Origin of the sequence: Shewanella sp. K8 (genome assembly GCF_028823715.1) — a bacterium.
Lineage (GTDB): Bacteria > Pseudomonadota > Gammaproteobacteria > Enterobacterales > Shewanellaceae > Shewanella > Shewanella algae.
In genome coordinates, this window is record NZ_JAPEHY010000041.1 from 14,468 (window position 1) to 35,496 (window position 21,029).

General features: G+C 55.1%; 11 protein-coding genes. 9 read left to right on the forward strand and 2 right to left on the reverse strand.

What is annotated here, in order from left to right; genetic code table 11:
- Positions 1-613 precede the first annotated feature (613 nt).
- The 8 genes from ON072_RS18360 (at position 614) to ON072_RS18395 (ending at position 13,707) form a co-directional block, all read left to right on the forward strand.
- A complete protein-coding gene (locus tag ON072_RS18360; protein ID WP_261753288.1) occupies positions 614-2,359 on the forward strand; it encodes a hypothetical protein in 1,746 nt (581 codons plus the stop codon).
- A gap of 23 nt (positions 2,360-2,382) precedes the next feature.
- Positions 2,383-4,323 carry a hypothetical protein gene (locus tag ON072_RS18365; protein WP_261753287.1) on the forward strand — a complete coding sequence of 647 codons (1,941 nt, stop codon included), beginning with the start codon at positions 2,383-2,385 and terminating at the stop codon, positions 4,321-4,323.
- A gap of 30 nt (positions 4,324-4,353) precedes the next feature.
- Entirely contained in the window at positions 4,354-6,201 is a 1,848-nt protein-coding gene (locus ON072_RS18370; RefSeq protein WP_144380011.1) for a hypothetical protein, read from the forward strand.
- A 92-nt stretch (positions 6,202-6,293) separates the two neighbouring features.
- Positions 6,294-8,171: a hypothetical protein gene (locus tag ON072_RS18375; protein WP_261753286.1), complete on the forward strand. Its 1,878-nt coding sequence runs from the start codon at positions 6,294-6,296 to the stop codon at positions 8,169-8,171.
- Between the two features lie 49 nt (positions 8,172-8,220).
- On the forward strand, positions 8,221-9,885 hold the full coding sequence (locus ON072_RS18380; RefSeq protein ID WP_261753285.1) for a hypothetical protein: 1,665 nt from the start codon (positions 8,221-8,223) through the stop codon (positions 9,883-9,885).
- Entirely contained in the window at positions 9,876-10,907 is a 1,032-nt protein-coding gene (locus ON072_RS18385) for a hypothetical protein (protein WP_025888040.1), read from the forward strand. The genes ON072_RS18380 and ON072_RS18385 overlap by 10 nt, the downstream gene beginning before the upstream one ends.
- Positions 10,908-11,268: 361 nt before the next feature.
- Positions 11,269-13,224, forward strand: a complete 1,956-nt coding sequence (locus ON072_RS18390) for a BCCT family transporter (protein WP_261753282.1) — start codon at positions 11,269-11,271, stop codon at positions 13,222-13,224.
- Positions 13,225-13,305: 81 nt separating this feature from the next.
- Positions 13,306-13,707, forward strand: coding sequence for a hypothetical protein (locus ON072_RS18395; protein WP_044735226.1), 402 nt, complete (start codon positions 13,306-13,308; stop codon positions 13,705-13,707).
- Positions 13,708-13,758: 51 nt separating this feature from the next.
- On the opposite strand, the gene ON072_RS18400 is transcribed toward ON072_RS18395, so the two are convergent.
- On the reverse strand, positions 13,759-16,470 hold the full coding sequence (locus ON072_RS18400; RefSeq protein WP_261753281.1) for a hypothetical protein: 2,712 nt from the start codon (positions 16,468-16,470) through the stop codon (positions 13,759-13,761).
- 187 nt (positions 16,471-16,657) lie between these two features.
- Entirely contained in the window at positions 16,658-19,369 is a 2,712-nt protein-coding gene (locus ON072_RS18405; protein ID WP_221051746.1) for a hypothetical protein, read from the reverse strand.
- A 278-nt stretch (positions 19,370-19,647) separates the two neighbouring features.
- On the opposite strand from ON072_RS18405, the gene ON072_RS18410 reads away from it, so the two are divergent.
- A complete protein-coding gene (locus ON072_RS18410; protein WP_274626135.1) occupies positions 19,648-20,934 on the forward strand; it encodes an acetyl-CoA hydrolase/transferase family protein in 1,287 nt (428 codons plus the stop codon).
- Positions 20,935-21,029 lie beyond the last annotated feature (95 nt).

Here is a 21,029-nt window from a genome sequence, read left to right on the forward strand (position 1 = left end):
GCTCTTTGTTTTTATTGAGATAAGTTCCGAAGGGAAAACCTCAAAGCCGTAGGTTACAAACTTGTATCAGTGCTGAGAACCAAGGTCGCTCTACCCAGAGAAACCTGTCATTGTCGGCTTCGCTTTGCCTGTTGGTTTTTTGGCGAATCATCCATCTTTTGTATTGATTGATAATTGTATAAATTTTGTTTCTTCCCTATTGACTCGCATCACTTTATTGGCATTCAAGCTTGTCATGGGGTGGCATAATCGTCAGAATTCATCTCTCCACCAAGGAAGCCATATGTTCGGCGCCGGTTGTATCCGGTGTGCCAATAGTCACTATGTTTCCTGCCGAATTTATATCAGCGAGCCCTGGATGGGCCCAGGCCTTAAGGCCATCGAAAAGGATTGTTTTGAAAACTGCTATTGTCGTTCAGTTTCCCACTAGGCTCCTGGTTAATCTAGGCCAAGCGTTACCTTCCCCTTTATTTGCTCTGCATACGCACCTGGCAAGCCCCATTAGCCATGCCAAGTTGGTTTTATGTTTGATGGCTGCCTTTGGGCTATCTCATTATGCCGTTTCGATTTACGGGCTCGGCTATCTCTTTACTGTTAACAACAGGAGTCTCAAATGACAGCTGCCAAATTGATTTTACATTCCCCGAAGCAAGTCGGTGCCCCGCAGTTGCAGCTGTTGACGCCGCTGGCTGACGGCCGTCAGCAATTGCTTTGGCAGTATGAGTTGCCCCAGGCCGAGAATAAAGTGGTGCTGAGCGCCTTCTACAGCGACAGTGAATTTGTGGTCGCCACCCGCTCCGGGCAGATCTATGCCGGTGATATCGAAACCGGGCCTCGGCTGATGGTCAATCTGCCAAATGTTGGCATCTATGGTCATGGTTGGCTGGATAAAGACAGAGGCGAGTTCTGGTATGTGGCCGAGCAGCCAAGAGGGGATGATGAATATCCCTGTCTTCTGGGCTGGTCGCTGGCCGACTGGCGGCCTATTAAGGATATCTGGTTGCCTGAATATCTGGATGATCGCCGCCTTGGCAGCACCATGGTGCTGCGCCGAGACGGTTGTTTTTTATTCTATGAGCGTGAATGCGACTCTCTGGCGCAGCGAGAGCATGGCTTCTGGTGCACCAATGTGGTCGATGGCCAGAGCCAATTTCACCGGATTGAGGGCAAACCGCTGCTTAAAGCTCGCCGTTACCCGAGCATACACCTTTGCCCTGAGCGGCAGTTGGCGTTATTGCCGGTTTCTGAGTGTCTGTTGGATGAGAGCGGTGACAGTCCACGCATTGGGTTGCAGTTGCAACTGGTGGCACTCGAATCCCTTGACGTGCTTTGGCAACAGCCGGTGTTTTGGTTTGACAGCCATGATGGCTTGTTGGATCCGGATGATTTTTCCACTTTGCTTGAATCACTCAGGAGCGGTGAAGATGCCTGTGATGAAGAAGAGCTGACTGACGCGCTCGAAAGCCTGTCTGACGGGCTGAGCGGTATCCGCCTTTGCCGGGATGAAGCCGCTTTTTGGCTGAGGTTGCGTAGTGGCGAGCTGATTAAGGGCTATCTGGCGCCAGAGGAACACTTCCGCCTCAAGGCGTTGTCGCCTCGCTATCGCGCCAACGAATGCCCACTCCCCGGCGACGAAGCCAATCCCTTTGCCCTGGTTGCCTTTGACCACTATGACTATCAATTGACCTCACCCACGGCTAATCGTTTGTTGCTGGTGGGGTTCGAGATATATGCACTGGATACCAGTACTGTCACGCCCATGCTGCCAGGGGACGCCGATTGCCAGAGTTTGCCCTGTTACTTCTGGCCTAAACCTGAGTTGGTGATGAGTGAGCAGCAGAGCCTGGCCCATGGTGAGGCGGGGCTCAATATTGTTGAGGCCGATTATCTGGAACTGGGGGAGTGTTTGCTGGCCAGCGCCAAAGAGATGGTCAGCCGTCTGGCCGACTTACCAAACAGCGCCAAGGGTGAGCGCCTGGAGTGGCGCTTTAATGACAGAAATGGCAGTGAATGGACCGAGGCGCAGTTTGTGGCCGCGCTGATAGTTGTGCCGGGCGGCGCCGAGCTGTTGGCCGAAGCCGTTGAGAAGCTGCTGGCCTATCCCGATGCGGCAAGTCTGCGCAGCGGCGCCGATAAGCCGGCCTTGTCGGACACAGTGCTGGCGCTGGCCGGTGATGACATAGCTTATCTGCCTTTGTTGGCCCGTTACTTCAATATGCTAGCTGATGGTCCAGGCGCCGCTTTCCATCAACAGCACTCAGTGCCGCTTATTCAACGGCGTCACGGCCAGGGGCTGCTCAAGAGCCGCCAATATCGCCGTTTTGTCCAGGATTTGCCCTGGCCGATTTCCCCCGCCTGATTGCAAATCACAGGAATAACTCAATGAATGCCAATGTAAGAACCAATATCCGCCTGCAACAGGCCAAGCTGTTTTTTATCGGCCCTGAGCTTATTCAGGTTATCCAGAGCGCTGATGAGGCCGACACCCTGTTGTGGCAATGTGAGTTGCCGGGAACCGAGGATGGCGAGCTGGCCTTGTTGCAATGGCTGGATGACACTCGCTTCCTGGCCTTGGGCCAAAATGGACTGCTTTTTGTCTGCGATTATCAGGCGCGCAGTTGTGAGCGGGTGCTGGATTTACAAATCACCGGAAGCCCAGGGGCTTGGCTCGATAGCCACAAACAGACCCTGTGGGTGGTCGGGCGGGTGGGCATCGCTGCGCGCCGCGGCCACAGCTTGCTCAAGGTCGATCTCGCGGCCATGGAGCCGGTGCAGCATTGGCCTGTGAGTGCCGAAATCGAGCCTGAGTCACTGATTCTGACCCGGGATGGACGCGTGGCCTTTTATGGTCGCAATGAGCATGGCGGTTATCGCTTCCGCTTTCAGCAACTGGTGTATTTTGACCCGTCAAACGAAACCTGGTCCGAACAGCCTCTGCCGGGGAAACCGGCTCCAGTGCAGGTTTCAACGCAGGATTATTGGTTCCAGAACCGTGCCAACGGCCTTATCACTACCCTGGCCGCCGATGGCGTGAGCCGTCATCAGACCGAGGGCGAGCCTGTGCGTTACGAAGCCAGGTTGCAGCTGATAGATATGAATCTCGGCCGTCAAATCGATGCCGGGGTGCGTTTGCCGGCCATGGCCGATATTTGTGATGAATATGATGCCGAAGCGGTTCAGGAAGCGCTGGAGCGGATTGCCGCCGGTGAGATATCCCACCAGGATAACGACGAGTGGCAGCAACTGATCAACAGCCTGACTTGCAGCTATTTTTGCGAGCAGGAGCTCGTCTTCTGGCTGGGCTGGAAAGGGGGTGTGATGCAAAAGGTGTCGCCGAAGGGCGAGAGGCTTTCCCCTCTGTACCAACTGGGCAGCCAAGATGCGGCGGGGCATTGGCGCCCCTTGAGCCACTATGGTGGTGATCTGGTCATGATTAAGGGGGTTAACCAAGGGCGGCTCTGGTTGGCATTCGGTGATCTCGATGAGCCCAGTCACTACTCGGTCGACATCGGCTCCCAAGCTGCTGTGCCCCAGAGCCTGCTGGCCGCCGAACAGCAAAAGTGCCCGCTCAATTGCTGCAGCTATCAACCCAAGCCGCTGCAAATTCCCAGCCAACTACAGGCCGAGCCTTGCCCCAGTGGCAGGGTGACTCTCTATTGTGACGATCTGACATCAAATCAAGGCAGGCTGCAACTCTTGCAGCAGCTACTGGCGGTGCTCCCCAAATTGGAGCAGAGCCTGGGGGAGGCGTGCGGAGCGCCCTTAGCCTCAGTAACAGCCAGAGCCCCAGTAGCAACTAGAGTCCCAGTAGCAACCAGAGCCGGCTGGCTTGGCCGCTTGAAGCAGAAAATAACTCATAGTGCAGTTACTGAGCCTGGCAGGCTTTGGTTTGCTTTTGTCGATGGTTTGGGGAACCGGCACAGCGAGTACGACTTCTTCCACTATGCCGTGCGTCTGGAGCAGGGGCCTGAGTTGATTGTGGCCATCTTGGCGGCATACTGCCGTCTGCCCCAGGCCAGGTGTTTGCTGGGAGCCGAGGGGCAGCCAGTGCTGGCCGAGGCTGCCTTGGCGCTCAGCCAGCACAGGCAGGCACTGCCGCAACTCGCGGACTATTTCAATGTTCTCAGCGCCTTGCCCGTGCATCCATTTCATATCAATCGCACCTTGAAAGTGATCTTTGCCGAACATCAGGGCTCGCAAGAGCTGGCGGCTTTCCTGGCGGCGGTCCCAAGCCCCTATAACGACCCGGAGTTTAAGCTGGCCGAGAAAGGCGACTATGACGACGATGACGAATTTGACGACGATGATGATGACTATAAGTAACTGTCATTTATGAGAAAAGGATAAGGAAGTATGTCATTCACAAGTTCGCCGGTTGGCGACGGTAAACTCATCTATATTGACCCGGACAATGGCTGCCCCTGCCTGTATCTCTATGAAGCGACAGATACGGGCTCGGGTTATCGGCTCGTCTGGAGCACAGACTTTCCCAAGGCCGAGGGCACTATGCAGGTCAGCGGCTGTTTTCATGGAGTACCCGGGCGTGAGCAGAGCTGCGTTATCTGGGATCAGCAAGGCTGCCTCTATTTGGTGGACCTGGCGCAACGGCAGCAGCAACTACTCGCCGAAACTGGGATAGCAAACCTCAAAGTCGTGGTATTGAGTGATGGCCGAACCCTGGCATTATTGGGTGAAAATAAGTCTAGTTATTGCTACGAAGTCTGTCTCTGGCATTGGCGGGATGGCAATGCTCCCGTGCCCTCGGCCGTTCAGTGTATCAACCATGAGGTGGATAATCAGGGCGGCCCTTGGGCCGAGGTCGACGAGACCGGACTGCCGGACAGAGTGGGGCTGAGTTTTACCGATCGCCTCTTTGCCGGGCCGGATAACAGTTTGATCTTGCACTGTCACCGCAGTGAGCGCGATGAGGCGGAGGCTTGGCAATTCCTGCTGCGGCTGGATCCCATGGCTGTTGTGGGCAGTGATCTTAGCCAAGTTCAATGGCAGGGAAGTTATCCCGAACTCTTGCAATTATCGGCCATGCCACTGCCCAATCCGCCAGGAAACGAGGCACTCTGGGAGTGTGCCCTGGCGCTGGACAGTGAGCGCGGCGAGCTTATCCTGCCGGCAATGACGTTAAGCCGGGCGCAGGATACTGAAACCGAGGCGCTGGCGTATCAGTTGCAGCGTATCGACTTGCGCTTTGGCCGCGAGATAGGGCGTTTTTGTGTGCGTCATTATACCCACGAGCAACTGGCCGGCGATGCCGACATGCTGTTGGGCCCGGCCGATTTAGACAATTTGGCCTGGCAAAAGGCGCAGGGGCGTTTCTGGCTACAGCTGGATGATATTGCCTACTGCAATGACGAAGCAGCGCTTTGGCTTTGCTGGCATGGCGGCGCGACCCGTAAGGTTTCTCTGGACGGGCAGTGGCGCTCGCCCCTTTATCTCCCCGATGGCAAGCGTGATTTATACCATGCCGATGAAATGAATCTGCTCGGCAGTGGCGCTTTGCTGACCGACTGGGAGTATCTGTGGAGTTTCAACCCCAATCCAGCCTTGGATGCGGCCAGCCAGCTAGATACTGAACCGGCTGCCATGGAAGCGAGCTGCGACATTGCTACAAGCAGCGAATACTGGCGCAGCTTAAATAGTGCAACTGCAGAACCGCAGGAGATCCCCCCTCTACTTGGATATAAACGGATTGAGGTCAACAATCTGCAATCCGAGAGTGCCAGACTCGAGGCTCTGACGACCTTGATGAGCGAGGCCTTGCGTGGTTATGAATCTCTCAAATCAGGCCAAGACCTGCGCTTTGGATTTTATGATGCCGATGAGAGCTGGGATGAAGCGCAATTCTTTAAAGCCGTCGTGACTCAGGAGCCGGCCTGGAATCTGATGTTGCAGTTGCTGCTCTCATTCATACGCGACAAATCATGCCACAACTGCTTTAGTGACCCGGCACTGGGTAAGCCGGCGCTGGCAGATTGTGCGTTGCAACTGGGTTTGAGTCACAGTCGATTTTTGCCTATGGTGGCGCGCTACCTTAAGTGTATCGATCTGGATCATGAGTTGTTTTTCCAGCAGGACGGCCATTTGCAGGACTTGCTGGAGAAGTATGCCGATACCCTGGAGGGTAAGCAGTTTTACGACCTCTTACCTGCCGAGCTTCGCCTCGAGGATGGGGCTTATCTGGACTGAGGTCAATGCAACAACACGCTTTGTGTGGCTCTGCCTCAAGTGTGTTGCCCCAGCTTAAAGCCAGAGCCCTATGATCTGAAGAACGAGGAAATATGTCATTCACATGCTCGCCGGTTGGCGACGGGAAACTCATCTATATCGATGCGGACAATGGCTGCCCTTGCCTGTATCTCTATGAAGCGGCAGATACAGGCTCGGGTTATCGGCTCGTCTGGAGCACAGACTTTCCTATGGCCGAGGGCACTATGCAGGTCAGTGGCTGTTTCCATGGAGTGCCGGGGCGTGAGCAGAGCTGCGTTATCTGGGATCAGCAGGGCTGTATCTACTTGGTGGATCTGGCGCGTCGGCAGCAGGAGTTTTTGGCTCATACCGGGATGGAATATCTCAAAGTCGCGGTATTGAGTGATGGCCGAACCCTGGCATCACTGGGCGAAAATGACCGGCGCTGCTGTTACGATTTAATGCTCTGGCACTGGCTGGAGGACAGGGATCTCTCGCCCTCGGCTGCCATGCAGCTGAATGATGAGGTGGATAATCAGGGCAGCCCTTGGGCCGAGGTCGATGAGACCGGACTGCCGGATAGCATGGGGCTGAGTTTTACCGATCGCCTCTATGCAGGACCGGATAACAGCTTGATCCTGCATTGCCACCGCAGTAGGCGTCGTCGGTCCCAGGCCTGGCAGTTTTTGCTGCGGCTGGACCCTATGGCTGTCGTCGGCAGTGACACCGTAGGTAGTGACCCAGTAGGTAGTAGCATTAACCAAGTTCAATGGCAGGGCCGTTATTCCGAGCCCTTGCAGGTGGTGGCCATGCCTCTGCCCAATCCGCCGGGGAATGAAGCGCTCTGGGAGTGTGCCCTGGCGCTGGACAGTGAGCGTGGTGAGCTTATCCTGCCGGCCATGGAGTTGAGCCGGGTAGCTGATGCTGAAACCGAGGCACTGGCGTATCAGTTGCAGCGCATCGACTTGCGCCTTGGCCGCGAGATAGGCCGTTTTTGCGTGCGTCAATTTACCCGTGAGCAACTGGCCGATGACGCCGACATGCTGTTGGCTCCGGCCGATGTCGACAATCTCGACTGGCAAGAGGCCCTGGGGCGTTTCTGGCTACAGCTGGATGATATTGCCTACTGCAATGACGAAGCGGCGCTTTGGCTTGGCTGGCATGGCGGTGCGACCCGCAAGGTTTCTCTGGACGGGCAGTGGCGCTCACCCCTGTATCTTCCGGATGGCGAAGATGACTTATACGACGAGGAGGGCATGAAGCTCCTCGGCAAGGGAGCTTTGCTGACCGACTGGCATTATCTGTGGCGCGTCAATCCCAACCCCACTTTGGATCTGGCCAGCCAGATGAACCAAGCGCCCGCCGCCATGGACGCGAGCTTTGCTGTGCAATTACAGCAGACAGAATGGAGCAGCTTCCATGCCCTGGCCCAGGTACAGGATACAGTTCCCCCTTTGCTCGGTTTTTCGCGAATCGAAGTCAGGGATCTGCAGTCAGCGAGTGCGAGGCTTGAGGCCTTGGACAAGCTGGTGCTGCGGGCATTGACAGATTTTGAATCGCTCAAGTCGGGTAAAGACTTGCGCCTCGGTTTTTATGATGCCGACGAAAGCTGGGATGAGGCGCGCTTCTTTGAGGCTGTGGCCCTCCAATTGGAAGGCCGGAACTATATGGCGCGTCTGCTGGGGCTATTCATTGCCAATGAGCGGCTCCATTACTGTTACAGCGATCCACACATCAGCAAGCCGGCGCTGGCCGACTGTGCGTTGCAATTGGGATTGGCCGGCAGCCAATATCTGTCGCTGGTGGCCCAATACCTCAACTGTATCGATGTCGATCATGAGCTGTTTTTCCAACAGGATGGCAATCTGGATACCTTGCTCGGCAAGTATGCCGATACCCCTGATGGCGAGGACTTTAACCGCCGCTTGCCATATGAAATGAGCCGTCAGGATGAAGACGATTATCAATGAAATGATGATTAAACAAAGGTAATTATCATAAATAACAAAGGGTTGTTTTGTGATTGAGATTTTGGATTTTGCCCCGTATCCAGAGAGATACGCCCGGGCCAGCGAATTGGGCCCCAGGTTGCTGAAAGTAAAGTCTGATATAGGTGGCCCGGTTCTCCATCTATTGCAGATGCGTCCGTTTGATGAAGGTGGCACCGAACTGCTTTGGGCTGCCGAGTTGAGTTCATCCAAGGGATTGGTGACCCTGAAAGGGCAAACCCGGGATGGCGCCTGTGTTTTTGGCAACCAATTTGGCGCTTTCTATCTGTACGATCCCGCGCAGCAGCAATGCCGTTTACTGCATGATTATCAAAGCAAATTTGGTAGTGTCCAGGGTGTTGTCAACAGTGATGGTGATGCCTTGCTGGTGTTGTTTTATGAGATGGACAAGGATACGGACTTAACTTTGCAACGCCTGCCTCTTATTCCTGAAGTTGGCACTGTCAGCGAGATTTCAGCCCAGCTGTATGATGAAGATTGTTTTGGCGGTGGTTATGACTATCTGGATGAGGATGGGCCTTACTTTTGTTTGAATAACACTAATCTCAATCAACGTCTTTATGCCGGGCCGGACAACAGCCTGCTTATGCATGTCATAGATGAAGACGAAGAACTGCACTACATGGTTCGCATTGATATCCAGGGAGAAGGGGTGAAGTTCAAGGTATTTCCCCTGGACGATTCAGTGCTTGAATGGGACCCTGAACCTGGGGCGATTGCTGTTTGTCCGCAACGAGCCCTGGCGGCCATCCCCGTGATTCGAGAGACAGATGCGGGTGTTGTCATTGGAGTTGAATGGCTCAATCTCGACAATGGTGAGCGCTCGGAGGCCGGAGTTGTGCGGCTTTGTGAAGACGAAGAGGATGCGCTTTTCCATCTCGAACAGTTGGATACTTCTATCTGGCAGGCCGATGGGCTGTGGCTGAGTTGGTCTGATGGTTTGGTGGTCAGGTTGGCATTGGATCCGCAAACGCCGCCTTTGACCCTCTTGGCAAAGGGGCAACTGCTGCATGTAGGTACAGAGTTGATCTTCTCGGATCGTGAAGAACTGCTGCGCTGCCCTTTCCCTGAGCCTGCACAGTGGCAAGGCAGCCCTATCCCGTTATCCCTGGAGTCCTGTCACTGGCAGCATAACTGGAGGCTGAGTGAGGCGCAGCGCCAGGCGCTGCAATGCTTTGGACATACGTTGATAAAGGTTGCCGATCTCGAAAGTACCGAAGGCCAACTCGACGCGCTGCGCCAACTGCAGTCACTGACTCAGGATTGCAGCAAGCTGTTGCACGGCAAGACCTTGGCCTTTAGGTTTACCGATGGTAAACAGCAATGGGATGAGGCCCGTTTTTTCCAACGTTCAGCCTGTCATGCCGAAGCCTTGCCGCTGATGGCGCAAATTCTGCAGCAGTTTTGCCGCGGTTTTGACGGCAGTGATCAATGTGATGGCGCCAACTGGGGGACGCCGCTGGCCAGTTGTGCCTTGCAGTTGGGATTACAGGATGTGCAGTACCTGCCTCTTATTACCGAATACGGCAATGCACTGGATGTTGACCATGAAAACTTCTTTGGTGGTGAAGGCGATGCCTTGTATCAATTGAGTCTGCGCCATGGCGACCGCCCTGAATGGCAAGCATTTTTGAGCTTGCACTCTGATACCGAGGAGGATGAGGTATGGGATTGAGACAATCGGCCAACAGCATGGCGAGGGTGATTAGCGATCTCTTTGTTCAGCCAGAGTTTGGCGGGGCGGAAAAAGCCCGCGACCGGAGTCGCTATTTTATTGCGCTGCTGCCCATACTGGCTATCCATTATCAGTGGCAACTGGTGTACATGTTCTCACCTTCACTGCTGCTGGCAATCCAAGAGGTCGACTTCTTTATTTCACTGTTGGCTATCTTGGCAACAGGGCTACAACTCAGCATAGGTGCGGGGTTGCTGGCAGCGCATATTGCTATTGGTCGACGGGCGTTCGGGTATTTGGGCGGTGTGCCTCTGGCATTGGTGAACATCCTGTTCGGCTTCTCTTATCCAACGCTACTGAGCATGATCCAGTTTGACAAGACTATGCCTTGGCTTGGCTTGATGTTTGCCTTGGGCTGCGCTGTTGTTTGGCTGGTGGCGCAGTTATTGATTTACCTGTTTCGTCCTCCCTTGGTAAAAGTTGAACCGGAACACCCTTTACTGGCTCATCGTAAGGGGTGCGATCCCGATCGTCAGACGCCGGCGTTGGCTTTCTTTCGCAGCAGCATGATACTGGGGATCTGCAACGGATTGTTTCTCGGATGTCTAATCTTTATGGTGCAAACTTCCGGTTCCCCTTCTTTTGCGTTGCGCTCTCTGCTGCGGCTTGAAGGGCAGGGGACAGGGACGCTCATCATGTTTTGGTTACTGCCCAGCCTCTATTTCGGCTACAGGATTATCAGTCGCAGGGCTCGTAATCTGGGGTGGTCAGTCGCCAAGACGGTATGTTTGATGCTGTTTATTACTCTGCTGTTATTACCCGGGAGTGGTGTGGTGATCAGTCTGGCCCTGTCCTTTATGGACTCCTACGCCAGTTACATCCTTATCACACTCTCTCTCATGCTGCTTTGGGGAGCTATGCTCTCGACTTCACTGCTGAATATGATGCTGCTTTGGCTGGTGCCAAAGGACCCAAGAAGCAGTCGTGAAACCCAGGCCGCCTGGATGAAGCTGAAGCAGTAGCGAAGCGGCAGACTGACAGCCAGATTCTGCCGGTTGTTGGTACTTTGTCTGTATGGGGCCCCTGTGACTGTGGGCCCCTTTGCTTTTATGAATGACACCTCCCAGATTGGCCAAACTTGCAATCAAGAGCATAAATCCTTATGGTCTTAGGCGCTTTAATCAGCAACGACTGAGCGATTCAGCAATTCATACAAGCTGGACACAAACATCTCATCATGTAACATCCTATTGATTTACGTCACTTTTCGTACGTTTTCCGGATAAAGATAATCGACTGAATGGCCACTTGCGCCTATTTTATCCGGCATGGGTCCAGCAGCGGCCCCAGCTCCCGAACGGGGACGAACAGAAGAGCAAAAATATGAAAAAACACTTTGAACTCATAGATAAAACCACTTTCTTTGGCGCCCTTGGCTTGCTGCTTGCGGTGGTGATCCCGCTGGCTCTATTTCCTGCAGAAGGCGCCGAATGGATAGCCGTTGCCAAGGCGTTTATGACGGATAAGTTGGGTTTTGCTTACCTGTCGCTCGGCTTGGCGGCATTCTTCTTTATGATTTATATCATCTTCTCGGATATCGGCCAGATTAAGCTCGGCGATGCCGATGAAAAACCTGAGTTTGCCACAGCTTCCTGGGCGGCAATGCTGTTTTGCGGTGGTATAGGCGCCAGCATCCTCTATTGGGGGACTATTGAGTGGGCCTATTACTATCAACACCCGCCGTTCCAGCTTCAAGCCGGCAGTGAAGAAGCCGTGCGCTGGGCCGCCACTTACGGCATATTCCACTGGGGGCCCATCGCCTGGAGCATCTATTTGATCCCGGCCATCCCCATCGCTTACTTCTTTTATGTTCGCAGGCAACCAGTGCTCAAGGTGTCGGCGGCCTTAATGCCTGTCATAGGTGAAGGCCGCAGTCACGGTAAGCTCGGCAAGTTTATCGATGTATTGTTTATCTTCGGTCTGCTCGGTGGGGCGGCTACCACTCTGGGTTTGGCGGCGCCACTGATCAACGAAGGCCTGAGTTACCTGTTTGATCTGCCATCGACCACAGGCAGTCAGATAGCCGTATTACTTTTGTGTACAGCGCTGTTTGCCTATTCCTCCTACAAAGGGATGGATGAAGGCATTAAAGTACTGAGTAATATCAACTTCTGGGGTGCGCTGGCGCTGCTGGCATTTATTCTGTTTGCCGGTCCAACCATCTTTATGCTGGAAACCGGCCTGGACTCTCTGGGGCGGATGCTGAGCAACTTCTTTATCATGGCGACCTGGGCCGAGCCTTTCGGTGGTTTGGGCACCTTTGAGAACACCCACTTCCCTCAGGACTGGACCATCTTCTATTGGGCCTGGTGGTTGGTGTTTGCCCCCAGCATGGGACTGTTTGTGGCGCGGATCTCCCGTGGCCGAACCATCAAACAGATGGTGGCCGGCTCGATTTTCTTCGGCTCTCTGGGCTGTGCCATGTACTTTATGATCTTGGGTAACTTCGGCTTATCGTTGCAATTATCCGGTGAGCTGGATGTGGTGGCGATCCTCAATGATCAAGGGGCGACCAGGGCGATATTCGCCGTATTGGAGCAGTTGCCGATCAGCTATCTGGTGATCGCTGTTTTCACCCTCCTGTGTATCATCTTTACCGCCACCACCTTTGATTCCATCTCTTATATTTTGGCGTCTGTGGTGCAAAACAATGTCACCGAGGAACCACTGCGCTGGAACCGCTTGTTCTGGGCCTTTACTCTGTCTTTTATGCCTTCGGTACTGATGTTTATGGGTGGGCTCGCTACCTTGCAGACAGCGGCTATCGTTGGTGGTTTGCCACTCTTGGTGATAGCCGTGATGCTGATGATGTCCGGGGTCAAGGCGGCCATGTTGGACCTGAGTCATCAGGATGGTTACGAGGATCCCGTGATTAATATTTCGGATCTGCCTGAGGTCGATCCCTGGAGCCGTGAAGGCCAGGCGCTGGCCAAGTTTGAGCAATTGCGGGACAGCGCCATTGAAGCCGCCGACGCCGAGCGTGAAGCCCTGGATGCCATCTGGGAGCTGAAAAAGCAGCTGCGCCGTGAAGCCTTGAGCCGCAGTGAGTCGCACCTGGAGTTGGGGGATGCGCCCGATGAGTCACTTGCCGAGTTGCAGCGCCTCACAGATGAAGCCATGGCGGCGAAGGAACGTAAGCTGCAAGCCTCGGAGCAAGCTCAGGCTGCCCGTATTACCTTCAATGATTTGATGCGGCAGAAACAGGAAGAGGAAGCGCAGCAGGCGCAGGAAGAAGCCAAGGCGCAGATTATTGAACGCCTCAACGGCCGCGACTCGTAACCTTATGGCCCGGTTTGCCGCCCGGGCCTAAAACGGCTAGAATTTTCGCCGCATAAATCAATTGAATATAGGATGTTTTACATGAATGGAGCGGGAGGGAGTTCCGGCGGTGTCGGTCAATTTTTTATTGGCCTTATCATGATGTGTGGTGGTGGTTACATGCTGCTCAACGCCATTAGGGTATCCAGCAGTTTTGGTCTGGGCACCCGCTTGTATGGTGTCCCCGCATTTGGCAGCCAGTGGGGGATCACAGGTGGTATGATCCTGGTGCCCTTTATTCTGGGGGTTGGGATGATTTTCTATAACGGCAAGAATATTCTTGGCTGGTTATTGGCGATTGGCTCTATCACAGCAATGATCTTCGGGGTGATCTCTACCATTCACTTTAGCCTGCGCAGCATGAGCAGTTTTGATCTCTTGGTGATCCTGGTATTGCTGACAGGTGGCATAGGTTTGTTCCTGCGTTCACTCAAAGGTAACTGAAACTATCTTAAAGAGGCGTTGCCGCGCTGACCGGCAACGCCTCTGTTAGCCTTAAAACAACTTGCCCAGCACACGCTTGACGACGCTCGACTCGTCTTGCTTGAATGGCTCTGCGTTTTCTTCGGTCAGACAATCAAACTTGGCGATGATTTCCAGCAGGCGTTTGCGCTCATCAGCGGTCAACAGCCTGGACATATCCGGCAGCCGCTGCTGGCTGGCCAAGTGAATAATGAAAGACTCAGGTTGCCGCCCTTCGTGCATGGCAAAATACACAGTGGCCTGTGGCGTCACACCTATCCTATCCAACCAGAGTAGCGCCCAGAACTCCTTGTCGGCTTCAAGCTGCAGGCTCACATCGACATCGCCGATGCTTGAGTGCCCAAGCGCTTCATCCTGCCAACGCTCGGCCATATTCAGATGGCCTTCGGCAACCAAATGGTTGACATAGGCTTCCCTGACACTGGGACAGCCCAACCAGTGCAGCCCTCGTTTCCCAAGACCGCTGAGAAACAGTGCCAGTCGCTCTCCCATCTCGGTAGGCAACAGCCAGACAAAGTCTGCCACGCCAACCTTGCCGCGATAATCGCTGTAGGGATCCCAACCTTGTAGAACCGGCAGTTTCAAGGCTTGTGGTGTCAGGTTTTCCAAGCCTTCGCCGCTTTGCAAATAGGCCTGTAACTTGTCATAGACAGACTTCGCCGCTGCCGGTTTGAGTCTTTGCTCCAGGCCACGTTGCAGGCTGAGGTTAAATAGCTCAAAGGCTTGCTGCGGTAATGGGCGCTCCGGGAAACAGGCCTTGAGATCGGCAATAAACCCCAGCATGGCCGTTTCATCGCAATAGCCGAGGGCATCCAACAGCTTTTGTTGAGCCAGCCAATGGCTGCGGCCTATCATGCTGTTATCTTCGGGATCGCCTTCGGCAAAGCTTGCCAATCGCTCGAGGTAACGTTGCCAGAAGCGCTCGTTGGCCGGCGCATAGCGCGCGATACGCCTGTCTTGCAGCAAAGTATGGGCATCCAGCTGCGCCTCGCTGACTCCCAGTGCCAGCAGCTTTTGATGCAGGCTCTGCTCTGTCTGCGGATCATCTATGGCGGCATATCCTTCATAGTTTGCGTAAAACTGACTGATGCGGCTGATAAGCACCATAGGCGCCAGTTTCAAAAGCAGTTGCCAGTGGCGTTTGGCCAGGATCTGCAGTTCGGTGTGAGCCTGTGGCATTTGGCTATTTAATAGGAAAAACAGGCTGAGCAGGCCGCACTGGAAACCATCGTCCGGGAAAAACAACCAGTAGGCCGCTTGATGCTGGCTTATCTGGCTTCCGCGGGTTCCGCCATCCTTGTCCAGTAGCGAATCGGCAACGGCGGCCATAGTGCCTGCATCCTGCTGCTCCTTGGCCTCAGTGAGCCAGGCCTTGAGTGTCAAATGCTGCGGATTATCGCTATTGAAACTGCCACCATGCCGATTGAAGACACGCATATAGGCAGTGAGGAAATGCTGTTCCAGCCAACCAAGCAGAGCCTGGGTTTCTGCCGCTGTGCACTCGGGGCGGGCGAGCCGGTAGGCGGCATAGGCGACGCCTCCCAAGTGGGTCGGCAACTTGTCCAGTGCCGCCGACAGACGATCGGCAATGGCTGCATCCAACTGTGCGAAGTCACTTTGCTTGCAGGTATGGCTAAGCAGGAAAAAAGGCAGCTCTTCCAAGCTGGGTAGTTGGCTGTCGCCTTGAGTTTGCCCGGAGCTCTTGCCACTTTCCTGCTCTGCCTGGGCGTTGCCGGTATCGGTTTTATCCTGCTGCCAGGGGGCGAGTCTGTCGTCCATCAGCCAGGCTTCGGCAACCTGTGCCTTGGGCTCAACGCCGAGCGCATCCTGCAGCGCCAGCGCCTCATCTTCCACCCTGTGCCCCAAGATCAATTGCTTCTTGACCTGATCCCGCCACAGCTCTGTGTCTTCAAGTTCCGCTTCTACCGGCCAGTCGTCCAGGCTGTAGAAGAATTCCAGTATTGGCTGGGTTTCTTCCAGCGTTTGTTCATCGGCATAGGCCAGCAGCGGGGTTTGCTTTAGACGTTTGAGCAGCTGCGCCTTAAACCAGGCGTAATCGTCAGCATGCTCGGTAAAGTGTTCCAGCAGGCTGGGGTTGACTGGATCACCCTCGGCGGTTTGGAAAAAACAGCGACGGCTCTGTTCGCCATCACAGTGCAGATAGGCGTGGATCAGTTCGCGGCGCCAGCCGAACTCCTCTACCAGTTTGCCCAGCAGTTCCACGGGTGTGTAGCCGCTGTCCAAATCCCAGTAAGGCACCAGAAAGGCGGCCAGATAATGACTCAATTCGGGATTTTGCCTGGCCAGCATGTAGAGGGCTTCCACCCCGAAGACGTTGTAGTCATCGATAAAGAGATCGCTAAAGTCGTTACGACAGCGGGAGAAGGCCACCATGGCCTCGGCTGTCGCCTTGATCTCGTCCAATAGCTCGGGGAAGTTCAGCGCTGCGGCAAACAGCACGGCTTCAGTGCAATATTTAAAGGTGTGGTGCACTCGAGCGGCGCTGAGTGCATGCACCAGCAAGTTGCGGTTGCCGCCGGCATCGTCATTGCTGAGTGGCTGCTGTTGCTCGTTGACAAACTCGATATTGAACAGCAGGGAGCCTTCAAGACGAAAGGCGCTGCCATCGTGCAGGTGTTGCCGGTATTGCTGCAGCGCCTGGGCGATGCTGGCGGGATCTTGTGGCTTGAGGCTAATGCTGAGGGTTTTGTCGAACTGGGACATATTGCTTCCTTGATATTAAATTAATGCTTTTGCCGGTCGTTGCCTGTAAGGCACTTCCTGTTAAACAACCGGCGACCGCGCCATGAGTCAGGGCGCGGCAGTTATCCTGTTATTACTCGTTTATTGGGGTGTTCCCAACTGCTTTTTATCAATGCCTTCCTTAAGAGCCTGCTATCTAAGAGCTCTTCTAAGAGCCTTGCGCCAAATCTTTGGCCAGTTGCCGGACCGCGGCAGACTCGTCTTGCAGGAAGGAGCTGAAAAGCTCGGCGTCAACCCCGGCTTGTGCCAGCAACTTCAGCAGGCGTACACGTCCGTCTATGGTCAAGAGCTGCGAGGTCTCCGGCAGTCGCCCCTCATCGGCCAAATGTTTGAGGAAGGGCGCCGGGGCGCGGCCTTGGCTTACGGCGAAATAGACAGTGCTTTGCGGCGCTACGCCTATGCCGTCCAGCCAGCAGAGAGCCCAGTTTTCCTTGGCACTCTGAAAGGCTAACCCTGTGTCATAGTCGCTGTGACGCTTGTGTCCTACGCTTTGATCTTCCCAGCGCTGCGCCATCGAGAGACCACCCTCGGCAATGAGGTGGTTGACATAGGCCGTCTCCACACTCGGCCGGTGAAGCCAATACAGGCTTTGGGTTCCAAGGCCTGCGAGAAACAGGGCCAAACCTCGCCCTTGCGCTTCGGGCAATAGCCAGACAAAGTCGCTAAGCTCAGCCGCATCGGCGGGGTCGTCCGAGCGGCAAGGCACCCAGTCCTGTAACTCGGCCGTGGCTTGGGGCGTCAAGGGTTCAAGCCCTTCGCCCGATGTCAGATAAGCCTTGAGCTGGCGGCAGAGGCTTTGCGCCTGCTCTTCGGTAAATGATTTGCTGAAGCTTTGCCGCAGGCAAAGATCAAACAGTTCGAAAAACGCCTGCGGCAGAGGCGTCTCGGGGAAGTTGGCCTTGAGATGGCCAAAAAAGCTCAGCCTCGGCAGCTCGCGGCTAGAATCCAGCGCTTGCAACAACTGCTGCTGTTGCTGCCAGAGGCGGCGGCCTATCATGCTGTCATCCTCTGGGTCGGCTTCGGCAAACCGGCTAAGCCTGGTGATATAACCTTGCCAGAAGCGTTTATCGGCCGGGCGATAGGCAGCCACCTGTTGTGCTGTCAGCAGGGTATGAGCATCAAGCTGCGCCTCGCTGACACCCAGCTTGAGCAGGTTTTGCCGCAATTCGGCCTCGAGATGCTCATCGTCAATGGCGGGATAGAAGGCGTAGTCAGCCCAGCAATAATAAATTTTTTCAATCAGTTGCAGCGGATCCAGCGTCAGCCATAGCTGCCAATGCCTTTGTGCCAGGGTTTTCAATGTCTGCCACTGCGGCGCTTCGAGCTCCGGGGCGCAGAGCAGGAAATACAGCGCCAACAAGCCGTTTTGGAATCCTTTATTGCCATTGGACCACAAGAGTGCAATACGCTTTCCGTCCTTACTGGTATAGAGTATCTCAGAGGCAATTTGAGCCATCTTGGCAACATCGCCCTCTGTGTCTATATCCGTGAGCCAGCTCTTGAGAAGGCGATGTTCACGCCTTTTCTTTTGGTACTCTCCGCTCTCATAGAAGATATGATGCTGAAACTGTAACGGCAGCTGCTGCGCCAGCCAGTGAAGCAGCGCCGCGGCCTCGTCGGCTTCCGGGCTTAAGCTGTGGGGCGAGTTCAGGCGGCTCAGGCGATAGGCGGCATAGGCGCAGGCGCCAAGGCTCTTGGGCAGTTCGGCCAGCGCGCTTAGCATAGCCTCTCCTACTTCGGCATCCAGCTCTTCCAGCTCACCAATCCTGAGATAGTCTTCCGGCTCTTCCAGGTCATAAAATAGCTCGGCATAGTCAGAGTCCGGCTCGTTATCATACTGATCCCAGTCATCGTCCTCTGCCAGAGCCTGCTCTTCCCCGGTTTGCCATAGAGTATGGCGGTCGTCTTCCCGCCAGGCCTCTGCCACTATTACCAGAGGTTGGCTCTGCTCGCTCAGCTGCGCCAGCAAGGAAAGTGCTTCATCCTCTACCCGGCGACCCAAGATCAATTGCTGCTTGACCCGATCCCGCCACAGTTCTGTGTCGTCAATGTCAGCCTCTACCGGCCAGTCGCCCAGACTGTAGAAGAACTCCAGTACCGGCTGGGTTTGTTCAAGCGGTTGTTCATTGGCATAGGCCAGCAGCGGGGTTTGTTCGAGACGCTTGAGCAGCTGCGCCTTAAACCAGGGGTAATCGTCCGGATGCCGGGCAAAATGTTCCAGTAGGCTGAGGTTGACTGAATCACCCTCTGTGGTCTGGAAAAAGCAGCGGCGATTCTGTTCGCCGTCACAGTGCAGATAAGCATGGATCAGTTCGCGGCGCCAGCCGAACTCCTCCACCAGTTTGCCCAGCAGTAACACAGGTTGGTAGAAGCTTTCCAAGTTCCAGTACGGCACCAGAAAGGCGGCCAGATAATGGCTCAGCTCGGGATATTGTCTGGCCAGCATGTAGAGGGCTTCCACCCCGAAGACGTTGTAGTCATCGATAAAGAGATCGCTGGAGTCGTTGCGGCGGCGGGAGAAGGCCACCATGGCCTCGGCTGTGGCCTTGAGCTCGTCCAATAGCTCGGGAAAGTTTAGCGCTGCGGCAAAGAGTACCGGCTCGGTGTAAAAGCTGAGCCTGTGATCCCGGCGGGCAGCATCTAGGGCGTGTTCCAACAAGGGGCGGTTGGCTCCGGCATCGTCACGGTTAAGCGGCCGCAGCTGCTGATTGACGAACTCGATATTGAATAACAAGGAGCCATTGAGTCGAAAGGCGCTGCCGTCGTTCAGGTGTTGCCGGTATTGCAGCAGTGCCTGGGCGATGCTGGCGGGATCCTCTGGATTGAGGCTGACGCTGAGGGTCTTGTCGAACTGAGACATACTACTTCCTTGAAACTTGAGTCCTGCCCGGGCACAGCTAATCAGTGGAACTTGCAGCTGCAGCCTGGGGCCCGGCTAGTCTAACGACTGAGACCTTGAGGGTAAACGCCTTATCCGCCGCAGCGGCATTTTTGTGAAATTGGACGTGGCTTGAGGCCCAGTGTGGCGTAGCGCCCACTTTCCACCGGCAAGGGGCCTTGGCTGGCCGCAAGGGATTGCCCTTCCCAGAGCAACTGGCTAGGGTTAGGAGCAAATCACCGAGCTAATAAGGAAGCAGCATGGCGCCAAGAGTTTGTTCCAGTGCATTGGAAGCGGTATCCCTGATAGGGAATGATGAATATATCTGGACCCACTCTATGGGAGCCACCCCCAGAGTCTTGCTGGAGGCGCTGGCACAGCATGCCATGACGCGGCAGAATCTGACCTTGCTGCAACTGCATACCGAGGAAGCCGAGGCCTTGAGCGTGCCCGAGCTCAAGGGCCATCTGCGTCATCGCTGTTTCTTTGGCGGCGCCCCGACCCGCGCCCTGTTGGCCAGTGGCGAGGCGGATTATGTGCCTGTCTTTTTATCCGAGGTGCCCAAGCTGTTTCGCTCCGGCGAGCAACCCATAGATACGGCGCTGGTACAGGTGTCACCGCCTGACAGCCATGGCAACTGTTCGCTGGGGATCAGTGTCGAAGCCAGCCGCGCCGCTTGTGATGTGGCCGGCCGCATCATAGCCCATATCAACCCGCAAATGCCGCGCACCCATGGCGACAGCTTTGTACCCTATGACCGCTTTGCCGCCGTGTATGAACAGAGTTCGCCTCTGCCTGAACACCCCATGGCCGGAGCCGATGCCATCAGCCAGGCTATCGGCAAGCATGTGGCCTCTCTGGTTGAAGACGGCGATTGCTTGCAGATGGGCATAGGTGCCATTCCGGATGCCGTATTGGGGCAGTTGGCAGACAGGCGAAACTTAGGGATCCACACCGAACTGTTTTCCGATGGCATTCTGGCGCTTTATCGCTCCGGGGCGATTAACAACAGCCGCAAGAAGGTGCATCCGGGGAAGTTGGTCACAGGTTTTGCGCTTGGCAGTCGTGCCCTCTATGACTTTGTCGATGACAACCCCGAAGTACTGTTTCTGGATATTGAGCAGGTTAATAACACCTCGGTTATTCGCCGCAACCCGCAGGTGATGGCCATCAACTCGGCGCTGCAAGTGGATATTTCCGGCCAGGTGTGCGCCGACTCCATAGGTACCCGAATCTATTCCGGGGTAGGCGGGCAGATGGACTTTATTCGCGGCGCCGGTCTCTCTCCCGGCGGGCGCTCGGTTATCGCCCTGCCGAGCACTGCCGCCAATGGCGCGCTTTCCCGTATCGCGCCCGTACTGAGCCCAGGTGCCGGGGTGGTGACTACCCGGGCCCATGTGCACTATATTGCCACCGAATATGGTTGCGCCAACCTCAGGGGCCGCAGTATCCGCGAGCGGGCCAGAGCCTTAATCGACATAGCGCATCCGGATTTTCGCGAATCCCTGTGCCGGGAGACATTCGAGCTCTGGGGTTTGAGTATTTGAGTTAACGCTCATTAGGTAAAATTTAACGCTGTTATCATGGTGTTAACTTTGTATACCGGGTAAGATGCGGTCAATCTCTTATCGCGGTAGGTTCC